Here is a 22,852-nt window from a genome sequence, read left to right as displayed (position 1 = left end):
AAATTTGAGTTAATCTAGTTTTATTAAGAGGAGTATATAGATGGACCTTACCAATAAAAACAGAATTAAAAATACTACTATATTTATAACCTTAATTGTAGGTATAATACTTACTTTTTTGATATGTGTAGCATTTGGTTCTGTAAAAATCGAATTTAAAGAAATAATAGATGTTGTATTAAGAGGAATGGATAGTACAGAACACTATAAAATAATTTATAATATAAGGATTCCTAGAGTCCTTGCAACTATGGTGGGAGGTGCATGTTTAGCAGTATCTGGTATTTTACTACAGATATTTTTTAAAAACCCAATAGTTGAACCATATATATTAGGGGTGTCTTCAGGAGCGACTTTATCAGTAGCACTTATGATTTTAGGAGGATATACATTAGGATTTGAAAGTATAAATTCAATGAGTATATTTATAGCAGCATTTGTAGGAGCTTTAATTGTAATGTCTATAGTTATTCTATTTGCCAGCAAAGTAAAAAATATAACAACACTTTTGGTGATAGGAATTATGACTGGCTATGTATGTAGTGGAATTACAAATATATTACAATCATTTGCAAATAATGAAAAATTGAAGGAATTTACTATGTGGTCTATGGGTAGTTTTTCTGGATTTACATGGGAAAAAGTAGAAATACTTATGATAGTTGGGATATTAGGTCTTTTGATGACTATATTCATAATAAAACCTTTAAATGCTTTTTTACTAGGAGAAGAATATGCAAAGAGTATTGGTGTAAATATAAAATTTTTTAGATTTTTGGTAGTATTTATATCTAGTATACTAGCGGCAATAGTATCAGCATTTGCAGGTCCTATAGGATTTATTGGTCTTGCAGTACCACAAATCTCAAAATTGATATTTAAAACATCAGACAATAGAGTATTGATACCAGTAGTAATTCTTTTAGGAAGTATAGTTACAGCTCTTTGTGATTTAGTATCCAGAGTAATTTTGTCACCAATAGAATTACCAATAAGTGCAATAACTTCATTATTAGGTGCTCCAATTGTAATAATGTTATTGATGAAAAGGAAGGATAGGGCTTAGACATGTTGAAAACTAACAATTTAAGTGTTGGATATGATAAAAAAGTGGTTGTAAGTGATATAAACATAGAGGTGAAAAAAGGAGAAATATTATGTCTTTTGGGAAGCAATGGAGCTGGGAAAACTACTATATTAAGGTCTCTATCTAAACTTATAACACCGATAAAAGGTGAAATATATTTAAACGATATGGATGTAAGGCATATATCCAGAAAGACATTGTCTAAAATGATGGCTTTAGTACTTACAAATAGATTATTAGGAGATTTAATGACTGTACAAGATGTAGTTAATATGGGGAGATATCCTTATACAGGATTTTTTGGAAATCTCTCTAAAAAAGATTTAATGATGGTGGATGATTCATTAAAATCTGTAAATGCCCTTCATTTAAAAAAAAGATATTTTGATGAACTTAGTGATGGTGAAAAACAAAAAGTCTTGGTTGCAAGAGCATTAGTTCAAGAGCCAGAAATAATCATATTAGATGAACCTACAACCCATTTAGATATAAAGCATAGATTGGAACTTATGAACATACTAAAAAAATTAAGTAAGGAAAAATCAATATCAGTAATACTTTCATTACATGAAATAGATATAGCACTAAAAAGTTGTGATAAGGTTGCTCTTGTAAAAAATAACAAAGTTATAGCTTATGGTCAGCCAGAAGATATGGTAGACGAAAATATGATAAATTCACTCTATGAATTAGAGGATAAAAATTTTAATAGTTTATTAGGTGCAGTAGAAATTAGCAATAAATCAAAAAATGAAGTTTTTATAATTGGTGGAGGTGGTAAAGCAACACCAATCTACAGAGCTTTTACTAAAAGAGGCATAGGTATATATTCTGGCATAATACATGAAAATGATATTGATTATGAAATTGGTAGGACTATGGGCATAAAGTTGTTTACAGAAAAGCCATTTGAGTCAATAAGTGATGAAAGTTTCGATTTGGCTATTAGAAATTTAAATAATTCTAAGATTATAATAGACACAGGATTTAGCGTAGGAGAAACTAATAAAAGAAATATAGATATTATAAAAGAGGCTTTAAAAATAAATAAAAAAGTTTATTCATTTAGAAATAAAAGTGAGAGTAATAAGTATTATAAGAGTCTGAGTAATAATATAGAATATGTAGATAAAGTTTCTAAAATGGTGGATAGTATTGATATAAATAATTTACTGTAAATTGTAACTTATGGCATATTTAGAAATGATAAAATATATAAAAGAGTATCATAAGGAGATTTTTAAAGTGCATTTTTTAAATCTCTAGATACTCTTTTTTAGAAAATATTTATTTAGTAATACATTTTTTTATTGTGTATTTTCAATTACACACTTCAATAAAAAAATAATACTTTACAGATAACCAACAGCTTCTTCTCTAGTTAAAAAAAAGTGAATTCCTGTAGTTGATTCTTTCCATCTATTTTCATGAAAATTTTCAGCTACCACCATTTCTCCTACTCTATATATAAAATTTTCATCAGCATATGCACGAGCAGTTTTAAAAGATTCTTTGCCATCTATACTTGTAATCGACAGTACTTTTGCTTTATCACATCTACAAGCATTTGATGTAGCAGATACTCTTTTTGCGTCACTTGGTATTAATAATTGTACCATTCTAAAATTAAAACATTTTTTATAGCCTATAAACGCTCCTGTTTCAGGACAGTATAATTTAAAAAAACGAGTACTTTCATCTGATATTACTCCATCCAATGTAGCATATTCTAAATTAGAATTTTCTAGATTAGTACCTCTAATATCTGAGTTAGATAAATTACAAAATCTAAAATTTGCACCACTTAAGTCTGTATTTTTTAATATAGAATTTTTTAATGAACAATCTGAAAAATAAGAATTCTTAAAGCTAGAGTTTTCTAAATCTGCATTTTCTAAATTTAAATTGATAAGGTCAGACCAGGAAAAGTCAATATTACTTAAATAATATCCTCTTAAATCCATATTTTCTAATCTTACTTCTTTTAAATCAGCTCTTTCTCCATCGTTATTATTTTTAAGCCATAAATAATGTTTCTCAAGTGTTTTTTCTAATTCTTGTTTAGAAATAGTTTTCATTAAAATCACCTTCACAAATTTATTTTTATATATTTAGTAGCAAAATAGTCATATATTTAATTATATAACAATGAATAAAAAACTTCTAAATAATATATAAAATATTAAATATATTATTGAAGATTTATTATCTCTAGTAACATATAAACACTGGGTAAACATTTTTATGGTTTTATTTAAAGAATAAAATAATATCAGTAATACAATAATAAAAGTTTAGATATAAAAAAATTTGTGTATATACTATATGTAGTATATAATAGATAAAGCACTAACTATATGTAGTGCTTTTGTTTTTGAAAAATACTTATTATGCCCTATAATTATAGGTTGTTTTTGGAATTTACGCTGATAAATATTAAAAGAAATAATAAGTAAATTAAATGAAATTATAGCACAAGATTATGTTAAAAGGACGGTAAATAATGAATTGGATAGAGCTTAACAATCAAGTGATAATTAAAAATGAACAAGGGAAATATCAACTGGAAAAGGATAAGGAAGCCCTAAGTAGTTACATAGAAGAATTTATAAATCCAAAGTTAAAGAAATTTAATAATCTAGAAGAAAGATTGAAGTATCTAATGGATGAAGGTTATTATTTAGAAGAAGTAATACATAAATATAGCATGGATTTTATTAAAAAGATATACAAACTTATTGAGGAACATAAATTTAAGTTTCAATCATATATGAGTGCAAATAAATTTTATCAAAATTATGCATTAAAAAGTAATGATGGAAAAGAGATATTAGAAACATATAATGAAAAAGTATTAATTGTAGCTTTAACATTAGGAAATGGTGATGAGAGTCTAGCTTTAAACTTGGCAGACAAAATAGTAAAACAAGAATTTCAACCAGCTACACCTACATTTTTAAATGCTGGAAGAAAGAGAGCAGGAGAAATGGTATCATGTTTTTTACTATCTGTAGAAGATAGCACAGAAGGTATTTCATATGCGATATCTTCATCAAATCATTTATCAAAAATAGGTGGAGGAGTTGCGTTAAACTTATCTAAGCTTAGAGCATCAGGTGAATCTATTAAAGATATAGAAGGTGCAGCTGGAGGTGTTGTTGGAGTAGCTAAAATGTTGGAACAATCATTCAGCTATTTTAATCAGATGGGAGCTAGACAAGGTTCTGGTGCAGTTTATCTCACAGTATTTCATCCTGATTTTGAATTATTGATGGATACTAAAAAGATAAATGCTGATGAAAAAATAAGACTTGCTACATTATCGCTGGGAGCTATTATACCTGATAAATTTATGGAGTTAGCAGAAAAAAATGAAGTAGCTTATGCATTTTATCCTCATACTGTGTATAAAAAGTATGGAGTTTACCTTGATGAGATAGAAATGAGTGAGTGGTATGATAGATTAGTTAATGATGAAGATATAAGAAAAAAAGAAATAAATCCTAGACAAATGTTGACTAAAATAGCACAAATGCAACAAGAAAGTGGATATCCATATGTAGTGTATATAGATACAGCCAATAGGGAACATACATTGAAAGAGGTTGGTATGGTAAAAATGTCTAACTTGTGTTGTGAAATCTTCCAGTATCAAACATCTTCAGAAATAGAAGGCTATGGTGGAGAAAATAAATGGGGTCAAGATATAAGTTGTAATCTTGGTTCTTTAAATATAGCAAATGTTATGGACAATAAAACTATAGAAAGCACAGTTGAGACATCAATAAGAGCATTGACATTTGTAGCAGATAAAACAGACATAAAGCCAGTACCAACTGTAAATAATAGTAATAGCAAATCTCATTCTATAGGATTGGGAGCTATGAATTTGCATGGATACTTAGTAAGAGAAAATATTTTATATACTTCAGAGGATGCTGTAGAGTTTTCTGATGTATTTTTTGCAATGATTAGATATTATTCAATTAAAGCATCTATGAAAATAGCTATAGAAAAAAATCAAACTTTTGAAGGGTTTGAAAAATCAGAATATGCTAAGGGAAGAAAAAGCAAGGTATTATCAAAATACTATGAACAATCTTATCTACCTAAGCTAGAAAAGGTAAAAGCATTATTTGAAGGTATTTATATACCAACAAAAGAAGATTGGACAAAATTATTAGATGAGGTCAAAGAAAAAGGTATATATAATGCATATTTAATGGCAGTAGCCCCAACTCAAAGCATTAGTTATGTCCAAAATGCAACATCAAGTATAATGCCAATTACTGAGCCAGTAGAAGTAAGAACATATGGAGATTCAACCACAATATATCCAATGCCATTTTTAACTAATGAAAATATGTTGTATTATCAATCAGCATATAGAATGGATATGAGGAAAGTTATAGATTTAGTATCAACAGTTCAACAACATGTTGACCAAGGAATATCAACAACATTGTTTGTTACAGATGAAAAGACAACTAGAGATATAGCTAGACATTACATATATGCATATAAAAAAGGTCTTAAAAGTTTATATTACACAAGAACAAAGATGACAAGAGATACTCATGAGTGTCTAGTATGTTCAGTATAGGGAGAGAAATATATGACATTTAAATTACATAAAACACATGATGCAGTTAATTGGAATAAAGAAGAAGATGGATTCACACAGGCTTTTTGGGAACAAAATGTAAAACAATTTTGGCTTCCTGAAGAAATATCTGTCTCTAAAGATATTAAGGTATGGAATGAATTAGATGATAATGAAAAAGACTTATATAAAAAAGTGTTAGGTGGACTGACCTTATTGGATACAAAGCAAGGGAATAATGGAATTCCATCAATGATGGGTTTAACAGATAATCTTCAAAGAAAAGCAGTTTTATCTTTTATGGGTACTATGGAAGAAATACATGCAAAAAGTTATTCTTCCATATTTATGACTTTGCTTTCTAACTCCGAGATAGATGATTTATTTGAATGGATAGAAACAGAGCCAACATTACAACGAAAGGCTGATTTAGTTCTAGCTCAATATGAAAATACTACAAACCAAAAGAATTTATATTTATCAATGGTTACAAGCGTGTTTTTGGAGAGTTTCTTGTTTTATTCAGGATTCTTTTATCCATTGTATCTGTCTGGTCAAGGAAAAATGGTGGCTAGTGGAGAAATAATATCACTTATTCTTAGAGATGAATCTTTACATGGTAAATACATAGGGCTTCTTGCACAAGAGATATACAATTCATTTAATAATACTGATAAGAAAAAATTAGAAGATAAGATGTATTCTATACTTGCTAGTCTTATGGAAAATGAGATAGAGTATACAAATGTAATATATAAAGATAGTGGACTTGAAGAAGAGGTTGTAGATTTTTTGAAATACAATGCAAATAGAGCTTTAGAAAATTTAGGATTTGAAAGACTCTATAATGTAAATGCTATCAATCCAATTGTGTTAAATGGACTTAGTACTGAAACTAAAACACATGATTTCTTTTCAACTAAAGGTAATGGATATCAAAAAGGGGTCTATGAAGAGTTAGAAGATGAAGATTTTATAATATAATTTATTTTATAAAATGTGACACGCTGATGTCACCTTTAGCATGATAATATCAATGTATAAAATGTATATACGGAGGTATTTTTTATGAAATATGAATGGAGAAAAAAAGATAAAGAGTTATATTTACCTAAGAAGAATCCTGTGATAGTTGAAGTACCAGAGCAGAAATTTATCATGTTAAAAGGCAGTGGAGACCCAAATACTAAAGAATTTACTGAAGCAATAGGAGTACTTTACTCTTTGGCATATGCAATAAAAACTATGCCTCAAAAGGGAATTGTACCAGAAGGGTATTTTGATTATACTGTTTTTCCTTTAGAAGGTATATGGAATAAGGGAGAAAAAAGCAAATGTTCAGATATACTTATTAAAGAAGATTTGATTTATACTATAATGATACGTCAGCCAGATTTTGTTACACAAGACCTGTTAAATAAAGCTATTGATATATTAAAAAAGAAGAAACCACATAATCTTCTTGAAAAAGTTAGATTTGGGTCTATTAATGAAGGTCTATGTGTTCAAATGCTTCATATAGGCTCATATGATGATGAACCAGAAAGCTTTGACATTATGAGTGAATTTTGTAAAAAAAATAAGCTTCTAAGAAAATCTTATATACATCGTGAAATTTATATAAGTGATGCTAGAAAAGTATCTCCTGAGTCATTGAAAACTGTTTTGCGTTTTGAAGTAGAAAGGGAAATGTAAGCATTATATTATGATATTAGATTGCTTTATTTTTATACTATAATAAAGTAATGAGGTGATTATATGAAAAGTAATAGATTATTTGAAATTATTTATATCCTGTTAGATAAGAAAAGAGTAACTGCAAAGGAGTTAGCTGAACACTTTGAAGTATCTAGGCGAACTATTTGTAGAGATATTGAAATATTGTCATCTTCTGGTATTCCAATTTATACTGATAAAGGTAGAAATGGTGGTATAGGTATTTTAGATAATTTTACTTTTGATAAATCTATTTTATCTGAGCAAGAGCAGAAAGAAATTCTAGCATCACTAGAGGGTTTAAATATGCTTAAATATCCAGATATGAATTCTACATTAGCAAAACTTAGAGCCTTGTTTTGTAAATCAGATTTAAATTGGATAACTGTTGATTTTTCTCATTGGTGTAGTAATGATGTAGAAAAAGATAAATTTATAAAGATAAAATCAGCTATATTAGATTGTAATATTATAACTTTTGAGTATATAAATACTTATGGAAAGATAACTAAACGTTGTGTAGAGCCACTTATGCTTTGGTTTAAAGAAAAGTCATGGTATATTAAAGCTTATTGTCGTCAAAAAAATGATTATAGAATTTTTAAGGTCGTAAGGATGAAGAATATCTGTATTTGTGAGCAGACATTTATACGAAGCATACCAATTGAAGTGGGAGAGATAAAAGAAGATAAGAATAAAAATATTATTTTAAAATTGAAAATTTCTAAAGATATAGCATATAGAGTTTATGATGAATTTGATATTGATAATATATTATACGATAACGATGGAAATTTTATTGTAAATGTACAGTATCCTCAAAATGATTGGATTTATGGATATGTGCTCTCTTTTGGAAATCACATTGAAGTATTAGAACCCATAGATGTTAGAGATAAGATTTTACAGATTGTTGATGATATTAAAATAAAATATTTATAATTATTGTAAAAAGTGAAGTATTAATTAGACTTCACTTTTTTAGTTTACTGGTAAAACCCAGTTTGATTTTTGTATAATATGTATATTTTTACATGTGTAACATTGACATCAAATTATCGAAACTAATTATATATTTGTCATTATAAGTAGATTAATAGTAAAATGTATATCTTATTGTTAAAATAAATTGAATGTATTATTTTAATATTGTAAGTAAAAAAGTGAAAAATTGTAAATAAACATTATTTTTTAAAGAAAAAATTAATATATTGACAAAAATAAAGTACTCATTTAAACTAATAGTTGAGAATAATATTCAATATTAAATAATAGGAGGAGCTATGAATAAATATCTTCTAATAAATCCAGTAGCAGAAAAAATGTATGAGGAAAAGTTTAATACTATTAAAGAAACTTTGATAAAAAAAGGGTACATAATGGTTGAATGTGAGGCACAATTAGAATATGTAAAGAATCAGTACAAAGAATATGCAAAAAAGACTGAAAACACGATATTAGATTGTAGATGTCCAGAAAGCATAAATCTTTTAAAAAGAAATAATTTGATAGATGGTTTTGAAGTTCCTATGATAGAACCAATATTAGTAAGGACTTGTAGAGTTTTATACGAAAAATATATTAAGAGTAAAGAGGATATGTTAATAGTAACCTGTCCATGTACACAATTAAGAGATTTTGCTAGTGAAAAATTTAAGTATAAAGATAATGCTCTATTTTATACATGGAAGGAATTTGCTGAAAAAGAAGGTATAAAATCACTTGGAAAAATAGATGAATCTCCAATTCCATTAGGGTATTTTAAGGATTCTTTTGAAAAAGTTCTTGAAGTGTCAAGCGAAGATGAAATATTAAGTAAAATACAAGAAATTAAAAATGGCTCTGAGGATAAGTATGATATAGTAGAAATGTTTTATTGTAAAGATGGATGTAATAATGGAGATGGTTTGTAAATGGGCAATAAAATTAATGATAAACTTTTAAGGTTAATAAAAAGTGTTTTGATATTTTTTATAATTCTTGTATTGTGGAAAATTACAAATTATCTTGGTATTTGGAGTGAATATATATTACCACCACCTGAAAAAGTGTATAGTACATTTTTAAATATGATAAATGATGGTTCAATATTTGTTAATGTATATGCAAGTATGAAAAGAGTTTTGATAGGGTTTGTAATAAGTACAATTATAGGTGTTCCTTTAGGTATATTCTTTGGAATTTATGGTAAAGTTTATGAGTACTTTAAATCATTAATAAATTTTTTGAGAAATACACCACCACTTGCTTTAATACCAATGCTTATATTGTGGTTTGGTATAGGTGAAGAATCAAAAATAATAATTATAATTTTGGCATCTTTTTTCCCAATCTTTACAAGTACATTAAAGGGGATTAGAAATTGTGATTCAAAGTTAATTGAAGTAGGTAGAGTATTTGAATTGTCAAAGCTTCAGATAATATTTAGAATAATTATTCCTAATGCAATTCTCGATATTGCTATTGGTCTAAAGTTAGCACTTGGATATAGTTTTAGAGCAATTATAGGAGCTGAGCTTGTAGCTGCTTCATCTGGTCTTGGATACTTAATATCTGATGGAAAAGAAATGTCTAGGACAGATGTTGTTATTGTAGGAATAATTGTAATTGGACTTCTAGGAATAATTACAGACTATATATTTTCAATTATTGTAAAAAAGGTAAGTAAGGGAAAGATGGTGGAAGCATATGAGTAATACAGTATGTAATTCTGGGTATATAATCAGAAATCTATCTAAAAGTTATAAAGTTGATAATGAAGAACATGTAGTGCTTAGTGATATTTCTTTAGATATAGACAGAAGTCATATAACTGTAATTTTAGGTGAAAGTGGATGTGGGAAGACTACTTTACTTAGGGCAATTGCATCACTTGAAGATATAAATAGTGGCGAGATTAGGTTTGTAAAAGATAATAAAGAGTATAAACCTAATGTTGGTTTTGTATTTCAAGAAAGTAGACTGATGCCTTGGCTAAATGTGAGCGAAAACATAGCTTTTCACAATCAACAAAAAAGTAATCTTTTAAATAAAATATTCAATAAATTAAATCACTCAAAAAGTACCATTAATAAAGATAGGCGTGATAATAATATTTATTTAAATGAGAAGAACAAAGTAAGTGAATCAAATAAGCAAGACAGTATTGATATAGAAAAATATCTTAAAATGATGAACTTACAGAAGTTTAAAAATTCTTATCCAAATGAGCTTTCAGGAGGTATGGCACAGAGAGTAAGTATAGCTAGAGCACTTTCTTTTAATCCAGATATGTTGTTTATGGACGAGCCTTTTTCAGCACTAGATTATTTTACAAGGATTGATATGCAAAATGAAGTTGTAAGAATACATAAGTCAACCAATAAAGGTGTAATATTTGTAACTCATGATATTGATGAAGCATTAAAGATAGGCAAGAAAATAGTTGTTTTTACAAATGAAAGAAAAATAGAAGAATTTAATATAGAGGATGATTATAATAGAGATTTAACTTCAAATTACTATATTAAATTAAAAAAAGATATTTTAATGACAATGAAATCAAATAAAGGCATTTAAAGAAATTAATAATATTTTAAGGAGTAAAAATATGAAATTAAAAAAACTATTGATAGGTATAACAATATTGACACTTGCGGCAGCATCTTTAGCTGGATGTGCAAAAAAGAATGATAGTGAAAATCTTTCAGAAATAAATTTAACTTATGTAAAATCACCACTAAATGTACCTTCTATAATTCAAAAACAGGATGATTTATTTGGGAAAGAATTTAAAAAGGATAATATAAAAGTTAATTTTCATGAAATTACTACAGGACCAGAGCAAACACAGGCTTTAGCTGCTGGAGAAATAGACTTTTTACATGCATTAGGTGGTACATCAGCTTTGATAGCTGCATCTAATGGAGTGGAATTAAAGATACTAAACACTTATAGTAGGTCACCAAAAGGATTTATGATTTTAACAAATAATGATTCAATAAAATCAGCAGCAGATTTAGAAGGTAAGAAAGTAGCAGGACCAAAAGGGACTATATTACATCAAGTATTAATTGCAGCACTTGATAAAGAAGGATTAAGTATGGATGGTGTAGAGTTTGTTAACATGGGTATTCCAGAAGCATCAGCAGCTCTTTCTGATGGTAGTGTTGATGCTGCATTGATTGCTGGACCAGCAGCTCTTAAAGCCATGAAGTCTGGAAGTAAACTTGTAGCAAATGGTGAAGGTTTAGTAGATGGCATAATAGTAACTGCTGTTAGTACGGATTTTGCTGAAAAACATCCAGAGGTAGTTGAAAGATTTATGAAAGTTGAAAAAGAAACTTTAGAATATGTAGATAATAACTTTGATGAAGCTATGGAAAAGGTAGCAAAAGAAGTTGATTTAAGCGTTGAAGAAACTAAAGAATTATATGCTTGGTATGATTTTAGTTTAGATATAACAGACAAAGATATATCTTCTCTTGAGGAGACACAAGACTTCTTAATAAAAAATGGATTACAAGAGAAAAAAGTAAACATAAAAGAATTAATATATAATGCTAAGTAGTAGTGATAATAGTGTTAAAAGTTTAAGTTACCTTATTTAAGGTAACTTTTTCTATTCTATTGATAAAAATATATGCTAATGGTATGTTTATATAGCGAAGAGATATGTTTTAATTTTAAATTATTAGAGTGTTTTTAAATATATAATATATTTATTTACAGATAGAAGAAGATATTTTTATAGTATTTTATATAAGGTATTTTATAATACAATTATATTGATAAAGTTAACAATAATATTTTATTATATATAGATACAAAGATATCATGCTTAATATAGATAGTATACAGGTATAAATATAATATATAATATTATGTAAATAAGTGTATATCAAACAAAAAATTAGAAAATTATAAGTATAAATATTACCAATAATTGTTAATAAATATTAATATACTGTATTTTGAAATTTAATAAATTGATAGATATCTGAGTAGGTATCTATACTATACATAAAGCCATATGTGAAAGTTATATGAATATATGGTAAATAAGAAAACTAAAATATGGAGGAATTATATGAGTCATAAAATATATATTGTAGAAGATGATATATCAATAAGTACATTACTTAAAGATTATATAGAGAAATATGGATTTGAAGTAATGGTTGAAGAAAACTTTGATAATATAATTACTACATTTGCAAATTTCAAGCCAGACTTAGTGCTTTTAGATGTAAATTTACCAAAATTTGATGGATTCTATTGGTGTAGATGTATTAGACAACAGTCAAACATTCCTATAATTTTTGTATCAGCTAGAGATAGTAATTTAGACCAGATTAGAGCTTTAGAAAGTGGAGCAGATGACTATATAACAAAGCCTTTTTATTATGATGTAGTAATGGCAAAGATAAAAAGTCAGATAAGAAGGGTATATGGTGAATATTCGCCTAAAATAGATGAGAGAATATTAGAACTAGATGGACTAAAATTTTATCCAGAAAGATTAGAGATAGAGTTAGAGGATAAGACTTTGGTTATCACCAAAAAAGAAGGAATATTACTTGAGTGTCTTATAAAAAAATACCCTAAAGTAGTAAGTAGAGATTATCTATTAGAAAAGATATGGGATGATATTGAGTTTGTAGAGGAAAATACTCTAAATGTAAATGTTAGCAGAATAAGAAAAAGATTTGAGGAGTTAGGTATAAATGATGCTGTTCAAACTGTACGAGGAGTAGGATATAAATTAAATAAAAATTGGTAAGGAGAAAATATGAAATTATTATTTAAAGATTGTAAAGGCTATATTTTTATATATTATTTAGGAATATCTATGACAATTATTTATTGTAGTCTTATGAAATTTATTAGTGTAGAAGAAGCTTTGTATATCTTATTGTTTAGTACTTTTATATTATTATGTTTTTTGGTATATAAATATTATAAAAACAGAGAAGTATATACTATATTTACAAAAGGTATAAACTCCTTAGATGAATCCTTTTTATATTTAGGGAACTCTTTTTTCGGAGAAAACATATCAGTTATTTTAAAACAACAACATAGATTATATCAATCAATGATTCAAGAACATAAAAAAATACATAGTGAACACTTAACTTTTATCAACCAATGGATTCATCAAATGAAAACTCCAATATCAGTTATAAGTCTTCAACTTCAGGAATATGAAGGTGAAGAAGTTACTGAAAATATAAAAAAAGAGATAGATAGACTTAATAAAGGCTTAAACATGGCCATGTATTTCGCAAGAGTGGATGAATTTCAGAAAGATTTTGTGGTTGAAAAAGCTAATTTGAATGATATCATAGTAGATACTATAAATGAGGAAAAGAGATTATTCATAAAGAATGGTATAATTCCTAAAATACATATAGATAAATCTATTTATATTTATACAGATATAAAATGGATGAAATTTATAATAAATCAGTTAATTACAAATGGAGTTAAATATTCCAAAGATTACAGTAAAGATTTAATTATAAAATCTGAAGAAAATAATAAGTCTATAATTTTAAGTATAATAGACAAAGGTGTTGGAATTGTATCTAAAGATATAAAAAGAGTATTTGACCCATTTTTTACAGGAGAAAATGGACGTAAATTTGGAGAATCCACAGGTATGGGGCTCTATTTAGTAAAAAAAGTATGTGACAACTTAGGTCATAGGGTCAATATAAAATCAGAAGTTGGGAAAGGAACTGAAGTTTCAATAATATTCAGTAAAGATAATATAAACTAATAAGAGGCTATTTTAAGATGGATTAATATTGTATTTATAATTTAAATATCTTGTTAAAATTAATATGTCCATATATTTTAATGAGATTTATAATTATACAATCTAATTTTAAAATAGTTTATTTTTTGCAAACATTACATAGATGTAATGTTTGTGTAATGTTTGTAGATAGTGAAACTTTCTAATGTCAATTAAAATTAGTATAAGAAATGACATAAGAAAAGAAATTTTAAGAAGATTATATAGTAGGGAAAGGGTGTTTATCAATGAGTTTGGATATCATTTTTATATTAAAATCAATAATAATAGCTATAGTGGAGGGACTTACAGAATTTATTCCAGTATCATCTACAGGTCATATGATTTTGGTGGGAAGTTTGATAGATTTTAAAGGTCAATTTGCTGAAATGTTTGAAGTTGTAATACAACTTGGAGCTATCCTAGCAGTAGTAGTACTTTATTGGAAAAAAATAAAGAATAGTGTTATAGAGTTTTTTAAATTTATATTTACTGGAGGAAAGGAAGGAAAAATTGGATTTAAGTTTGGAATAAATGTTATTGTAGGTTGCATACCATTTGGAATTGTGGGAGTTATATTTTATGATAACATAAAAGCATTGTTTAATTTACAATCTGTAATTGTAGGGTTTATAGTTGGAGGAATTTTATTATTAGTTGTAGAAACTCTATTCAGAAAAAAGAAGCACTCAACAGATAATATAGATAAAATTACTCCAGTACAAGCTTTGAAGATTGGTGTATTACAAGTTTTATCTGCGTGGCCGGGAATGTCAAGAAGTGCATCCACTATTATGGGTGGATGGATAGCAGGGCTTAATTCTCCTACAGCAGCGGAATTTTCTTTTTTCTTAGCTATACCAGCAATGGTAGCTTCTTCAGGACTAGATTTATTTGAATTTGATTATTCAATAATGACACCAACTTTATGGATTGCTTTAATTGTTGGGTTTATAGTAGCTTTTCTTGTGTCTATAGTAGTTATGGAAAAGTTCGTAAATTTTTTAAAGAAAAAACCAATGAGAGTATTTGCTGTATATAGAATAGTGGCAGGTATAGTACTTGCTGTATTAGCTTTTACTAACATAATTAGTATATAAACTAAAATAAATTCAGTATTTATATAAAATTTCTTTAATTAATATGAGTAGTATTTAATATATACTGCATGTCATTTTATAACTTATAAAGGAGCTATAAATAATGAAAACTTTAATTGTGAGTAATTTGAGCAAGGTATATGGTAAAAAAATGATTTTTAATGCATTAAACAATATAAGTTTTAGTATAGATGATGGAGAATTTGTAGGAATTATGGGACCATCTGGAAGTGGAAAGACCACTCTTTTAAATATGATTTCTACTATAGATAAGCCAACTACAGGAAAAATAGAATTAAAAGGTAAAAATCCATTATCACTAAAAGGTGAAGAACTTGCATTATTTAGACGAAGAGAGTTGGGGTTTGTATTTCAAGATTTTAATCTATTGGATACTTTAACTATTGGCGAAAATATAGTATTGCCATTGACATTGGATAAGGTAAGTGTAAAAGAGCAAGATGAAAAGCTAAATGAAGTATCTAAAATTTTAGGTATAGAAGACTTATTAAATAAAAGAACTTTTGAAGTGTCTGGCGGTCAAGCTCAGAGAACTGCTATTGCTAGGGCCTTAATCAATAAACCATCAATACTTTTGGCAGATGAGCCAACAGGTAATTTAGATTCAAAGTCATCAAAGACTGTAATGGAACTATTTCAAAAGATAAATAAAGACAATAAAGTCACTACTATGATGGTAACTCATGACCCATTAGCAGCAAGCTATTGTAATCGTATTTTATTTATAAAGGATGGAGCTATATACAATGAAATATATAAGGAAAATAGTAGAGAACAATTTTATCAAGAAGTAATGGATGTGCTTACATTATTGGGAGGAGATAATTAATGAACATAAAACAATTTGCCATTAATAATATTTCAAGAAATATTAAAGCATATCTAGGATATTTAACAAGTATTGTTATATCCTCGTCACTACTTTTTTCTTTTATTATGTTTACAGGTCATCCAGATTTAGATATATCTCAATTTCCTGACTATTTAAAAGAAGGGCTTAAGATGAGTAAAATAATTGCATATTTGTTTTTATTCTTCTTTGTATTTTATTCAGTGAGTGTTTTTCTTAAAAGTAGATATAAAGAGTTTGGAATACTCTATATTACAGGTATATCAAAACGACAAGTAATGAAATTGGTTCTTATAGAAAATATAGTAATAAATATAGTATCTTCTTTAATTGGAATAATAGTAGGTTTAATTTTTTCAAAGGTATTTTTAGTAGTTATGTCTACCTTTTTAGAATTATCACCTCTAAACTTTTATATACCATTAAATGCAATGTTTTCCACTTTAATTTATTTTATGGTTTTAGCTATATTAACATCTATATTTACTTCTTTTATAATTAAAGAAAATCAAGTATTGAGGTTACTTAAAGGTACAAAAACTCCAAAACCAGAGCCTAAAACATCACTAATACTTGCTATATTAAGTATTTGCCTGTTTGTAATAGCATATTATAGTGCTGTTACATCAACTGACCAGTATACAACTTATTTACGATTAGTTCCAGTTACATCTCTTACTATAGTAGCAACTTATTTATTCTTTTCTCAATTTAGTGTGTACTTTATAAAAAAATTGAAGATGAAGAAAAGTTTTTATAGAAGAAATACAAATATGCTTTGGATTTCAAATTTAATTTATAAGGTAAAGGATAATGCTAGGATATTCTTTTTGATAACTATAACTTCTGCAGTGGCATTCACTGCTATAGGTACAGTTTACTCATTTTGGAAAGATGTAAAACGTCAAATTAATTTAATATACCCTAACACAATATATTATTCAACAATGACTCTGCATAATGACACTAATAAACCTGATAGTAAAAAGAAAGATAAGGAAAGAATGAGTTTTATAGAAAGTAAGTTAAAAAAAGAAGGTATAGATTATGAAAGAGTTAATGGTGAGTTTAAAACTGTATTTCCTAAGAAAAGTGATTTTAATGTAAGAATAATTAAAGAATCCAAGTACTTAGAAATTACGAAGAGTATAGGGGTTAAGCCTATAAATTTTGAAGATAATGAATGTATATCATTATTTTCATCAGGACTACCTGGTAATAAAAAGGTAAAAGAAAATGTCATTATAGGGAATATAAGCTTAAGAGTGGCAAAACAGGTAGAAGAATGTGTTATGCCAGCATATTATAAAAATATGTATGTGGTAAAGGATAATTTTTATGATAGTATAAAATCAAAATTTATAGTAGATAGATTCTCAGCATTTGAGGTAAAAGGTTCAAGTGAAACTATAGATGTATGTAAACAATTCGAAGATAAATTTGATAATGAGTCTGGAATGCAACCATATTTGTTTTTCTCCAAAGAATTAATGATAGAAACTGGTAAACTAACATATTCTACATTTATGTTTTTAGCAATATTTATAGGTTTAATTTTCTTTGTTACTACAAGCAGTTTCTTATATAATAAGTTTTATATGGATTGTCAAGTTGACAAGAAAAAGTATGAACAGTTAAATAAATTGGGGATGACATATAAGGAGATTAAGAGAGCTTCAACCATTGAGATTGGGATTGTGTTTTTGTTACCTTATGTAGTAGCTGTTATACATTCGATATTTGCACTTACTGCACTGAAAAATTCATTTGATATAGAGGTTGCGTCATCTGCGATTTTAGTAATGGGAAGCTTGTTTATAGTTCAAATAGTGTATTTCTTACTTGTAAGAAATAGTTATTTAAAAGAGATAAGATTAAATTTAGTCAATTTTTAATGGATATAATTAACTAATAACAAAAAGGTTTAAAATTAATTAATATTACTGAAATTATAAATGTTTATTTTTTCAGTAATATTTTTTATTGTATTAATTATTAAGATTCTATACTAATATGACATAATAAATGTCAAAATTATAAAAATATTCTACTTATATAAAGTATAAAGAGGTTATATGCACATATCTGTAGAAATAAATAATATAAAATATTAATTAATGTTATTAGGGGGTGTTATTTATTAGTAAATTAGCTAATGCATTGAGAATGATGATATTAATTCAAAGTAGAGGCAAAATGAAATGCAAAGAGTTAGCAGAAGAGTTGGAAGTAAGTGAGAGGCAAATAAAAAGTTACAAAGAATATTTGGAACAAGCAGGCATATTTGTAAACTCAACACCTGGAATTTATGGTGGTTATGAAATAGATAAATGTAATAGCCTTTCATACATTAGATTATTAGATAATGAAGTTTCAATTCTAGATATGATAAATTCACAACTAAAGTATAATAATGATATTTATAAAAATGAATTTAATAATATTGTAGACAAAATAAAAGCAGTATTAAATACAGGGGAAAAAAGCGATACATATATGGATTATTTCACAATACAAGCAAAATGTAATTGTGATTATGGATTTGAAAAAAAGAAATGCAATGAAATAACTAGAGCATATACAACAAAACGTAAAATTAAGATAAAATATTATTCTTTGAATTCTGGAAATAGTGAAAGAGTTGTACATCCATATGGTTTGTTTAACTATAAATCAGATACTTATATGGTAGCTTTTTGTGAAAAAAGACTTAAGTTTATAGATTTTAAATTATGTAGAATTAAAGATTATATTGTTTTAGACGAAAAATATATTGTAGATAGAAATTTCAATTGGAACGAATATAGTAAGAATAGTATAGGTATTTACAAAGGAGAAGAAATTAATATAGCTATAAAAATTAAGCAACCATTTGCAACAATTATAAGGGAAAAGGTATGGGTTAATAATCAACAAATTAGTGATGTTGATGAAGAATCTATATTGTTTAAAGCTAAAATGAGAGGTTATGAGGAAATAAAAAGCTGGATTTTAAGTATGGGAGCTTATGTTGAAGTCATAGAACCTGAGAGACTGAAGAATGATATCTTATCTGAAATTGAAAAATTGAGAAAACTTTACTAATTTTTTTTATTAGTTTTATATTAAGACAGATATAGTTCACTGTCTAGTGTTAATATAGTAGTTGAGAGAGGTGATATTATGAAAATGAAAATTGAATTTAGTACAGATTGTATACCAATATCTTATAATTCACTCTTCATGAGTATTATAAAAGAGGCAATAAGGAAGTCTAGTGAATATTATTATAAAGACATGTACTATTATAACGAAAAGCATAATAAAAAAACTAAGAATTTCACATTTTCAGTTTATATAAAAAAATATAGTATTGAAGGTGAGCATTTTATTATCAAAGATAAAGTAATACTGAATGTAAGTACTCCAGATTTAGAACTAGGTTTCCATATATATAATGGATTAATAACTTCTAAAAAATGTTTATATAAAGACTATGAACTTACAAGGATTAGAATAGATTTATCAAGAGAAAAGAAGATAACAGAAGATATGGTATTATTCAATGCTCTATCTCCAATCTGCATAAAATCTAAAGAAGGAAAATTTTTGGATATAAGTGATGATAGATATATAGAAGAGTTAAACTATATAACTAATGAAGTTGTAAAAAACTATAGGGGAGAAGGATTAAAAAGAAAGTTAGAGTTTGAAAATATAGCTCTTAAAAAGGTAGTAGTTAAAGAGAGTTTAAGAGAGTTTAAAAAAATAACAGGTAAGGAATATCAATATGTTAATGGCTACAAAGGTAAGTTTATATTGAAAGGTGATATTGACGATTTAAATCTTATCTACAATTTAGGAGTGGGATTTAGGCGAGCTCAAGGATTTGGGGATGTAGATATTTTAGAATGGAGGTGATATAAATGAAGCTAAGAGTTTATAGGGGTGACTGGTTCTTTAATATGGGAATAGTTGGATTTCTAAATGTACTAAAAAAATCAGGTACTGAAAAACAAATATTTATTAAGGAAGATTATATCGAATTTGATAGTTCGTTTCTTGAAAACTTTCATGAGTATTATTTTAATTACTTCATGGATGAATATGATGTATCAAAAAGGATTAGGAAGAGTGTCGATTACAGTATAAATTTTATTAAATCTAAGCCTGATAAAATCAAAGATGGAATTAAGAAAATTAAAGATAATATAAAGCAACAAAATGATAAGGTTAAAAAATTTGATGAAGATAATTCTAACTTGATAAAAGAAAAGCTAGATATTATGTCTAAGATAAAAAGTTATGATGAATTTGATTTATTAAATACTTTAATTGATGAGATTATGGATATATTTAAAATGAAATCAATAAATGATAGACTTACAGCTAATCTTTATAAATATGTAGTTCAAGATAATTATTTTGGACAAGTTAGTTTTTTTAATGTTGCTAAGGCTAAGTTAGATTTATATGGATTAAAACAGGTAATGTTTAATGATTATTTAAGACAAATTATATATTTTGGGGAGTTAGAGGATTTATTAGAAGAGAATGACTATGATAAGTTAAAAAACTATTTAAATGCTAGATTAGATAGTATAGCTAAAGATGTAAGTGAAAAAAAAGTTAGTAAGTCTAGTATAAATACTATAGAAAAAATTATGAAGGAAATAAATAAAAACTTTATAAAGAAAAATAAAAGTATAGAAGATATAAAACAGTATATGGATAGTTTAGAAGTATGTGAAATGTGTGGTTCCTACAAAGGCATATTAGATGAGTATTCAGAAAGTAATTTTGCTCCACTTGGAGTAAGTACCAATAATGCTAGGAATATGTTTTGGAATCAGGAGTATACATCATCAATATGTGATGTTTGTAAACTTATATTGTTTTGTACTCCAGCAGGGTCTACTTATACAAGAAAAAATTATTTATCCAATGAAGATAATGAGTTTTATTTATTTGTTAACATGGATACTTCAATAAATGAGCTTTTTGAGAGAAATAATGAGTTAAAATTACAGAAAAGTGAGATATCGGATTCCAAAGATGAAAGTCCTTTTACTCAACTTATAAAAAGTATAGTAGAAGAAAATAAATTAAAAAGTGAATGGCATCTTCATAACATACTTTTTGTAGAATTTAAAGCAAGTATAGACTCTAAAAAATGTAAGATAAATTATTTTAATATCCCTACTTATTTAGCAAAAATATTTGCAGATGAAAATAAAAAAATACAAAATATATATGATTATAAGCTTAAATCAAATATATTAGATTTACTTTTGAAAAATAGGGACTTAAAGCATTTAACTAATAATACTTTAAGAAATAAAGTTAAGAATGATATGGAAAGCAATAACAAATCAAATATATCAGGAATAGATTGTTTTAGAGTAGTCCAATTAAGAGCATTAATAAATAGCTATAAGAAGGGGGTATATAAAATGGATAGTAAAAATTTGGAAAAGAATGATGAAAAACTGAGAGTAATTTATTACTTGGGTTGTGATATACATGACCATTATGTCAATAAAAATTCTAAAAATAAAATAGATGGAGTAAGCTATAAACTTTTAAATTCAGTTAAAGTTGGAAATAAAAGTGATTTTATGGATACAGTTATAAGAATTTTTATGTCAGCTGAAAAACAGATTCCAGTGTTTCTTTTAGATATAGAAATTGAAAAAGATTTAGACTTTGAATCTATAGGTCATGCTTTTATATCTGGATTAATTTCTGGAAAATATGAAGGAAAAGATAAACTACCAAACGAAAAGGAGGAAAAATAAGATGAAAAGAGGACTAACATTTACTGTAATAGCACAGGCTCAAAGTTTAAACTATGGTGAAGGTATAGGTAATATATCAGAATTAAAAAAGCTAAGTAGGGCTGACGGAAACATCTATACATTTGCATCTCGTCAGTGTTTAAGATATGACATAGTAAGATTAGCTTCGGAGTTATTTAATTGGAATTTACAAGTTGTTGATAAAGGAAAAGGTACAATTCAGTTTAGAGATAATATAAGTATAAGAGAATCAGAAGAAATGGACCTATTTGGATATATGAAAACAAATAAAAAAGATGAAAAAGATAAAAAAGGAGGTTCAGTGACTAGAGAAGCTACTATAAGATTGAGTAATGCAATTTCTCTTGAGCCATATAGAAGCGATATGGACTTTTTAAATAATAAAGGGTTGGCAGATAGAATAGGAGAACACCCTAATCTTGCCAACATAGAACAACATTTGAGTTATTATACATATACAGTGACTATAGATTTATCTAAAATAGGTAAGGATGGAGATATAGAACTTGATAATAAAGAGAAATGTAAGAGAGTAGTAGAATTTTTAGAAATAATAAAAATATTGAATAGAAATATTAGAGGTAGACAAGAAAATTTATCTCCTCTATTTGTAGTAGGAGGAGTATATGAAATAGCAAATCCATTTTTCTTAGGTAGAATTAAATTAAAAGGAGATAAAAATGGATTTAAAGTAAATAAGAAATCTATAGAAGAAGTAGTTCGAGGTACTTTTTTAGGAAAGGGTCTAAAAGAGTTTACCTATGTGGGTATGGTAGATGGAGCATTTACAAATAAAGAAGAGTTTAAAGAGTTATTTGAAGATAATTTTTTTAGTGTAGATAAATTTTTTGGGCAACTAGTTAAAGAAGTAAAGGACTATTATGAGGTGAATTAAT

20 protein-coding genes are annotated in these 22,852 nt (G+C 26.7%); 19 read left to right on the top strand and 1 reads right to left on the bottom strand.

The window, feature by feature from the left end; all coding sequences use genetic code 11:
* Positions 1 to 40 precede the first annotated feature (40 nt).
* The gene (locus tag IC175_RS05025; protein ID WP_227851201.1) at positions 41 to 1,066 is read left to right on the top strand and encodes an iron ABC transporter permease; all 1,026 of its coding nucleotides are present in this window, start codon (positions 41 to 43) and stop codon (positions 1,064 to 1,066) included.
* A gap of 2 nt (positions 1,067 to 1,068) precedes the next feature.
* A complete protein-coding gene (locus IC175_RS05020) occupies positions 1,069 to 2,265 on the top strand; it encodes an ABC transporter ATP-binding protein (RefSeq protein WP_227851200.1) in 1,197 nt (398 codons plus the stop codon).
* Between the two features lie 174 nt (positions 2,266 to 2,439).
* On the opposite strand, the gene IC175_RS05015 is transcribed toward IC175_RS05020, so the two are convergent.
* Complete coding sequence (locus IC175_RS05015) at positions 2,440 to 3,165, bottom strand: pentapeptide repeat-containing protein (protein ID WP_227824368.1); 726 nt, start codon at positions 3,163 to 3,165, stop codon at positions 2,440 to 2,442.
* Between the two features lie 425 nt (positions 3,166 to 3,590).
* Between IC175_RS05015 and nrdE the strand changes: the two genes are divergently transcribed.
* The 17 genes from nrdE to cas7i all read left to right on the top strand — a co-directional run bounded on the left by nrdE (position 3,591) and on the right by cas7i (position 22,851).
* On the top strand, positions 3,591 to 5,690 hold the full coding sequence (nrdE, locus tag IC175_RS05010) for a class 1b ribonucleoside-diphosphate reductase subunit alpha (RefSeq protein ID WP_227482009.1): 2,100 nt from the start codon (positions 3,591 to 3,593) through the stop codon (positions 5,688 to 5,690).
* A gap of 12 nt (positions 5,691 to 5,702) precedes the next feature.
* On the top strand, positions 5,703 to 6,674 hold the full coding sequence (nrdF, locus tag IC175_RS05005; protein WP_227433931.1) for a class 1b ribonucleoside-diphosphate reductase subunit beta: 972 nt from the start codon (positions 5,703 to 5,705) through the stop codon (positions 6,672 to 6,674).
* Between the two features lie 84 nt (positions 6,675 to 6,758).
* Positions 6,759 to 7,385 (top strand): GyrI-like domain-containing protein, encoded by a 627-nt coding sequence (locus IC175_RS05000; RefSeq protein ID WP_227482010.1) that lies wholly within the window; start codon positions 6,759 to 6,761, stop codon positions 7,383 to 7,385.
* Between the two features lie 63 nt (positions 7,386 to 7,448).
* A complete protein-coding gene (locus IC175_RS04995) occupies positions 7,449 to 8,348 on the top strand; it encodes a helix-turn-helix transcriptional regulator (protein ID WP_227482011.1) in 900 nt (299 codons plus the stop codon).
* Positions 8,349 to 8,689: 341 nt separating this feature from the next.
* Positions 8,690 to 9,319, top strand: a complete 630-nt coding sequence (locus IC175_RS04990) for a hypothetical protein (protein WP_227835187.1) — start codon at positions 8,690 to 8,692, stop codon at positions 9,317 to 9,319.
* Positions 9,320 to 10,102 carry an ABC transporter permease gene (locus tag IC175_RS04985; protein WP_227482013.1) on the top strand — a complete coding sequence of 261 codons (783 nt, stop codon included), beginning with the start codon at positions 9,320 to 9,322 and terminating at the stop codon, positions 10,100 to 10,102.
* Positions 10,095 to 10,964, top strand: a complete 870-nt coding sequence (locus tag IC175_RS04980) for an ABC transporter ATP-binding protein (protein WP_227846010.1) — start codon at positions 10,095 to 10,097, stop codon at positions 10,962 to 10,964. Before IC175_RS04985 ends, IC175_RS04980 begins: the two co-directional genes overlap by 8 nt.
* A gap of 31 nt (positions 10,965 to 10,995) precedes the next feature.
* Positions 10,996 to 11,955, top strand: a complete 960-nt coding sequence (locus IC175_RS04975; RefSeq protein WP_227851199.1) for an NrtA/SsuA/CpmA family ABC transporter substrate-binding protein — start codon at positions 10,996 to 10,998, stop codon at positions 11,953 to 11,955.
* Between the two features lie 519 nt (positions 11,956 to 12,474).
* Entirely contained in the window at positions 12,475 to 13,167 is a 693-nt protein-coding gene (locus IC175_RS04970) for a response regulator transcription factor (protein ID WP_227433938.1), read from the top strand.
* A 9-nt stretch (positions 13,168 to 13,176) separates the two neighbouring features.
* On the top strand, positions 13,177 to 14,169 hold the full coding sequence (locus tag IC175_RS04965; protein ID WP_227851198.1) for a sensor histidine kinase: 993 nt from the start codon (positions 13,177 to 13,179) through the stop codon (positions 14,167 to 14,169).
* Positions 14,170 to 14,435: 266 nt separating this feature from the next.
* Positions 14,436 to 15,287 (top strand): undecaprenyl-diphosphate phosphatase, encoded by an 852-nt coding sequence (locus IC175_RS04960; protein WP_227433940.1) that lies wholly within the window; start codon positions 14,436 to 14,438, stop codon positions 15,285 to 15,287.
* Between the two features lie 103 nt (positions 15,288 to 15,390).
* On the top strand, positions 15,391 to 16,137 hold the full coding sequence (locus IC175_RS04955; protein ID WP_227433941.1) for an ABC transporter ATP-binding protein: 747 nt from the start codon (positions 15,391 to 15,393) through the stop codon (positions 16,135 to 16,137).
* Positions 16,137 to 18,053, top strand: coding sequence for an ABC transporter permease (locus tag IC175_RS04950; protein WP_227851197.1), 1,917 nt, complete (start codon positions 16,137 to 16,139; stop codon positions 18,051 to 18,053). Before IC175_RS04955 ends, IC175_RS04950 begins: the two co-directional genes overlap by 1 nt.
* Positions 18,054 to 18,288: 235 nt before the next feature.
* Entirely contained in the window at positions 18,289 to 19,242 is a 954-nt protein-coding gene (locus IC175_RS04945; RefSeq protein ID WP_227433943.1) for a WYL domain-containing protein, read from the top strand.
* A 78-nt stretch (positions 19,243 to 19,320) separates the two neighbouring features.
* On the top strand, positions 19,321 to 20,058 hold the full coding sequence (gene cas6 / locus IC175_RS04940; RefSeq protein ID WP_227851196.1) for a CRISPR-associated endoribonuclease Cas6: 738 nt from the start codon (positions 19,321 to 19,323) through the stop codon (positions 20,056 to 20,058).
* Between the two features lie 5 nt (positions 20,059 to 20,063).
* A complete protein-coding gene (gene cas8a1 / locus IC175_RS04935; RefSeq protein WP_227851195.1) occupies positions 20,064 to 21,935 on the top strand; it encodes a type I-B CRISPR-associated protein Cas8b1/Cst1 in 1,872 nt (623 codons plus the stop codon).
* 1 nt (position 21,936) lies between these two features.
* A complete protein-coding gene (cas7i, locus tag IC175_RS04930) occupies positions 21,937 to 22,851 on the top strand; it encodes a type I-B CRISPR-associated protein Cas7/Cst2/DevR (protein WP_227851194.1) in 915 nt (304 codons plus the stop codon).
* Position 22,852 lies beyond the last annotated feature (1 nt).

This window comes from Clostridioides sp. ES-S-0123-01, from assembly GCF_020658415.1.
Taxonomy (GTDB): domain Bacteria; phylum Bacillota; class Clostridia; order Peptostreptococcales; family Peptostreptococcaceae; genus Clostridioides.
This window is presented reverse-complemented; position numbering and strand designations above follow the sequence as displayed.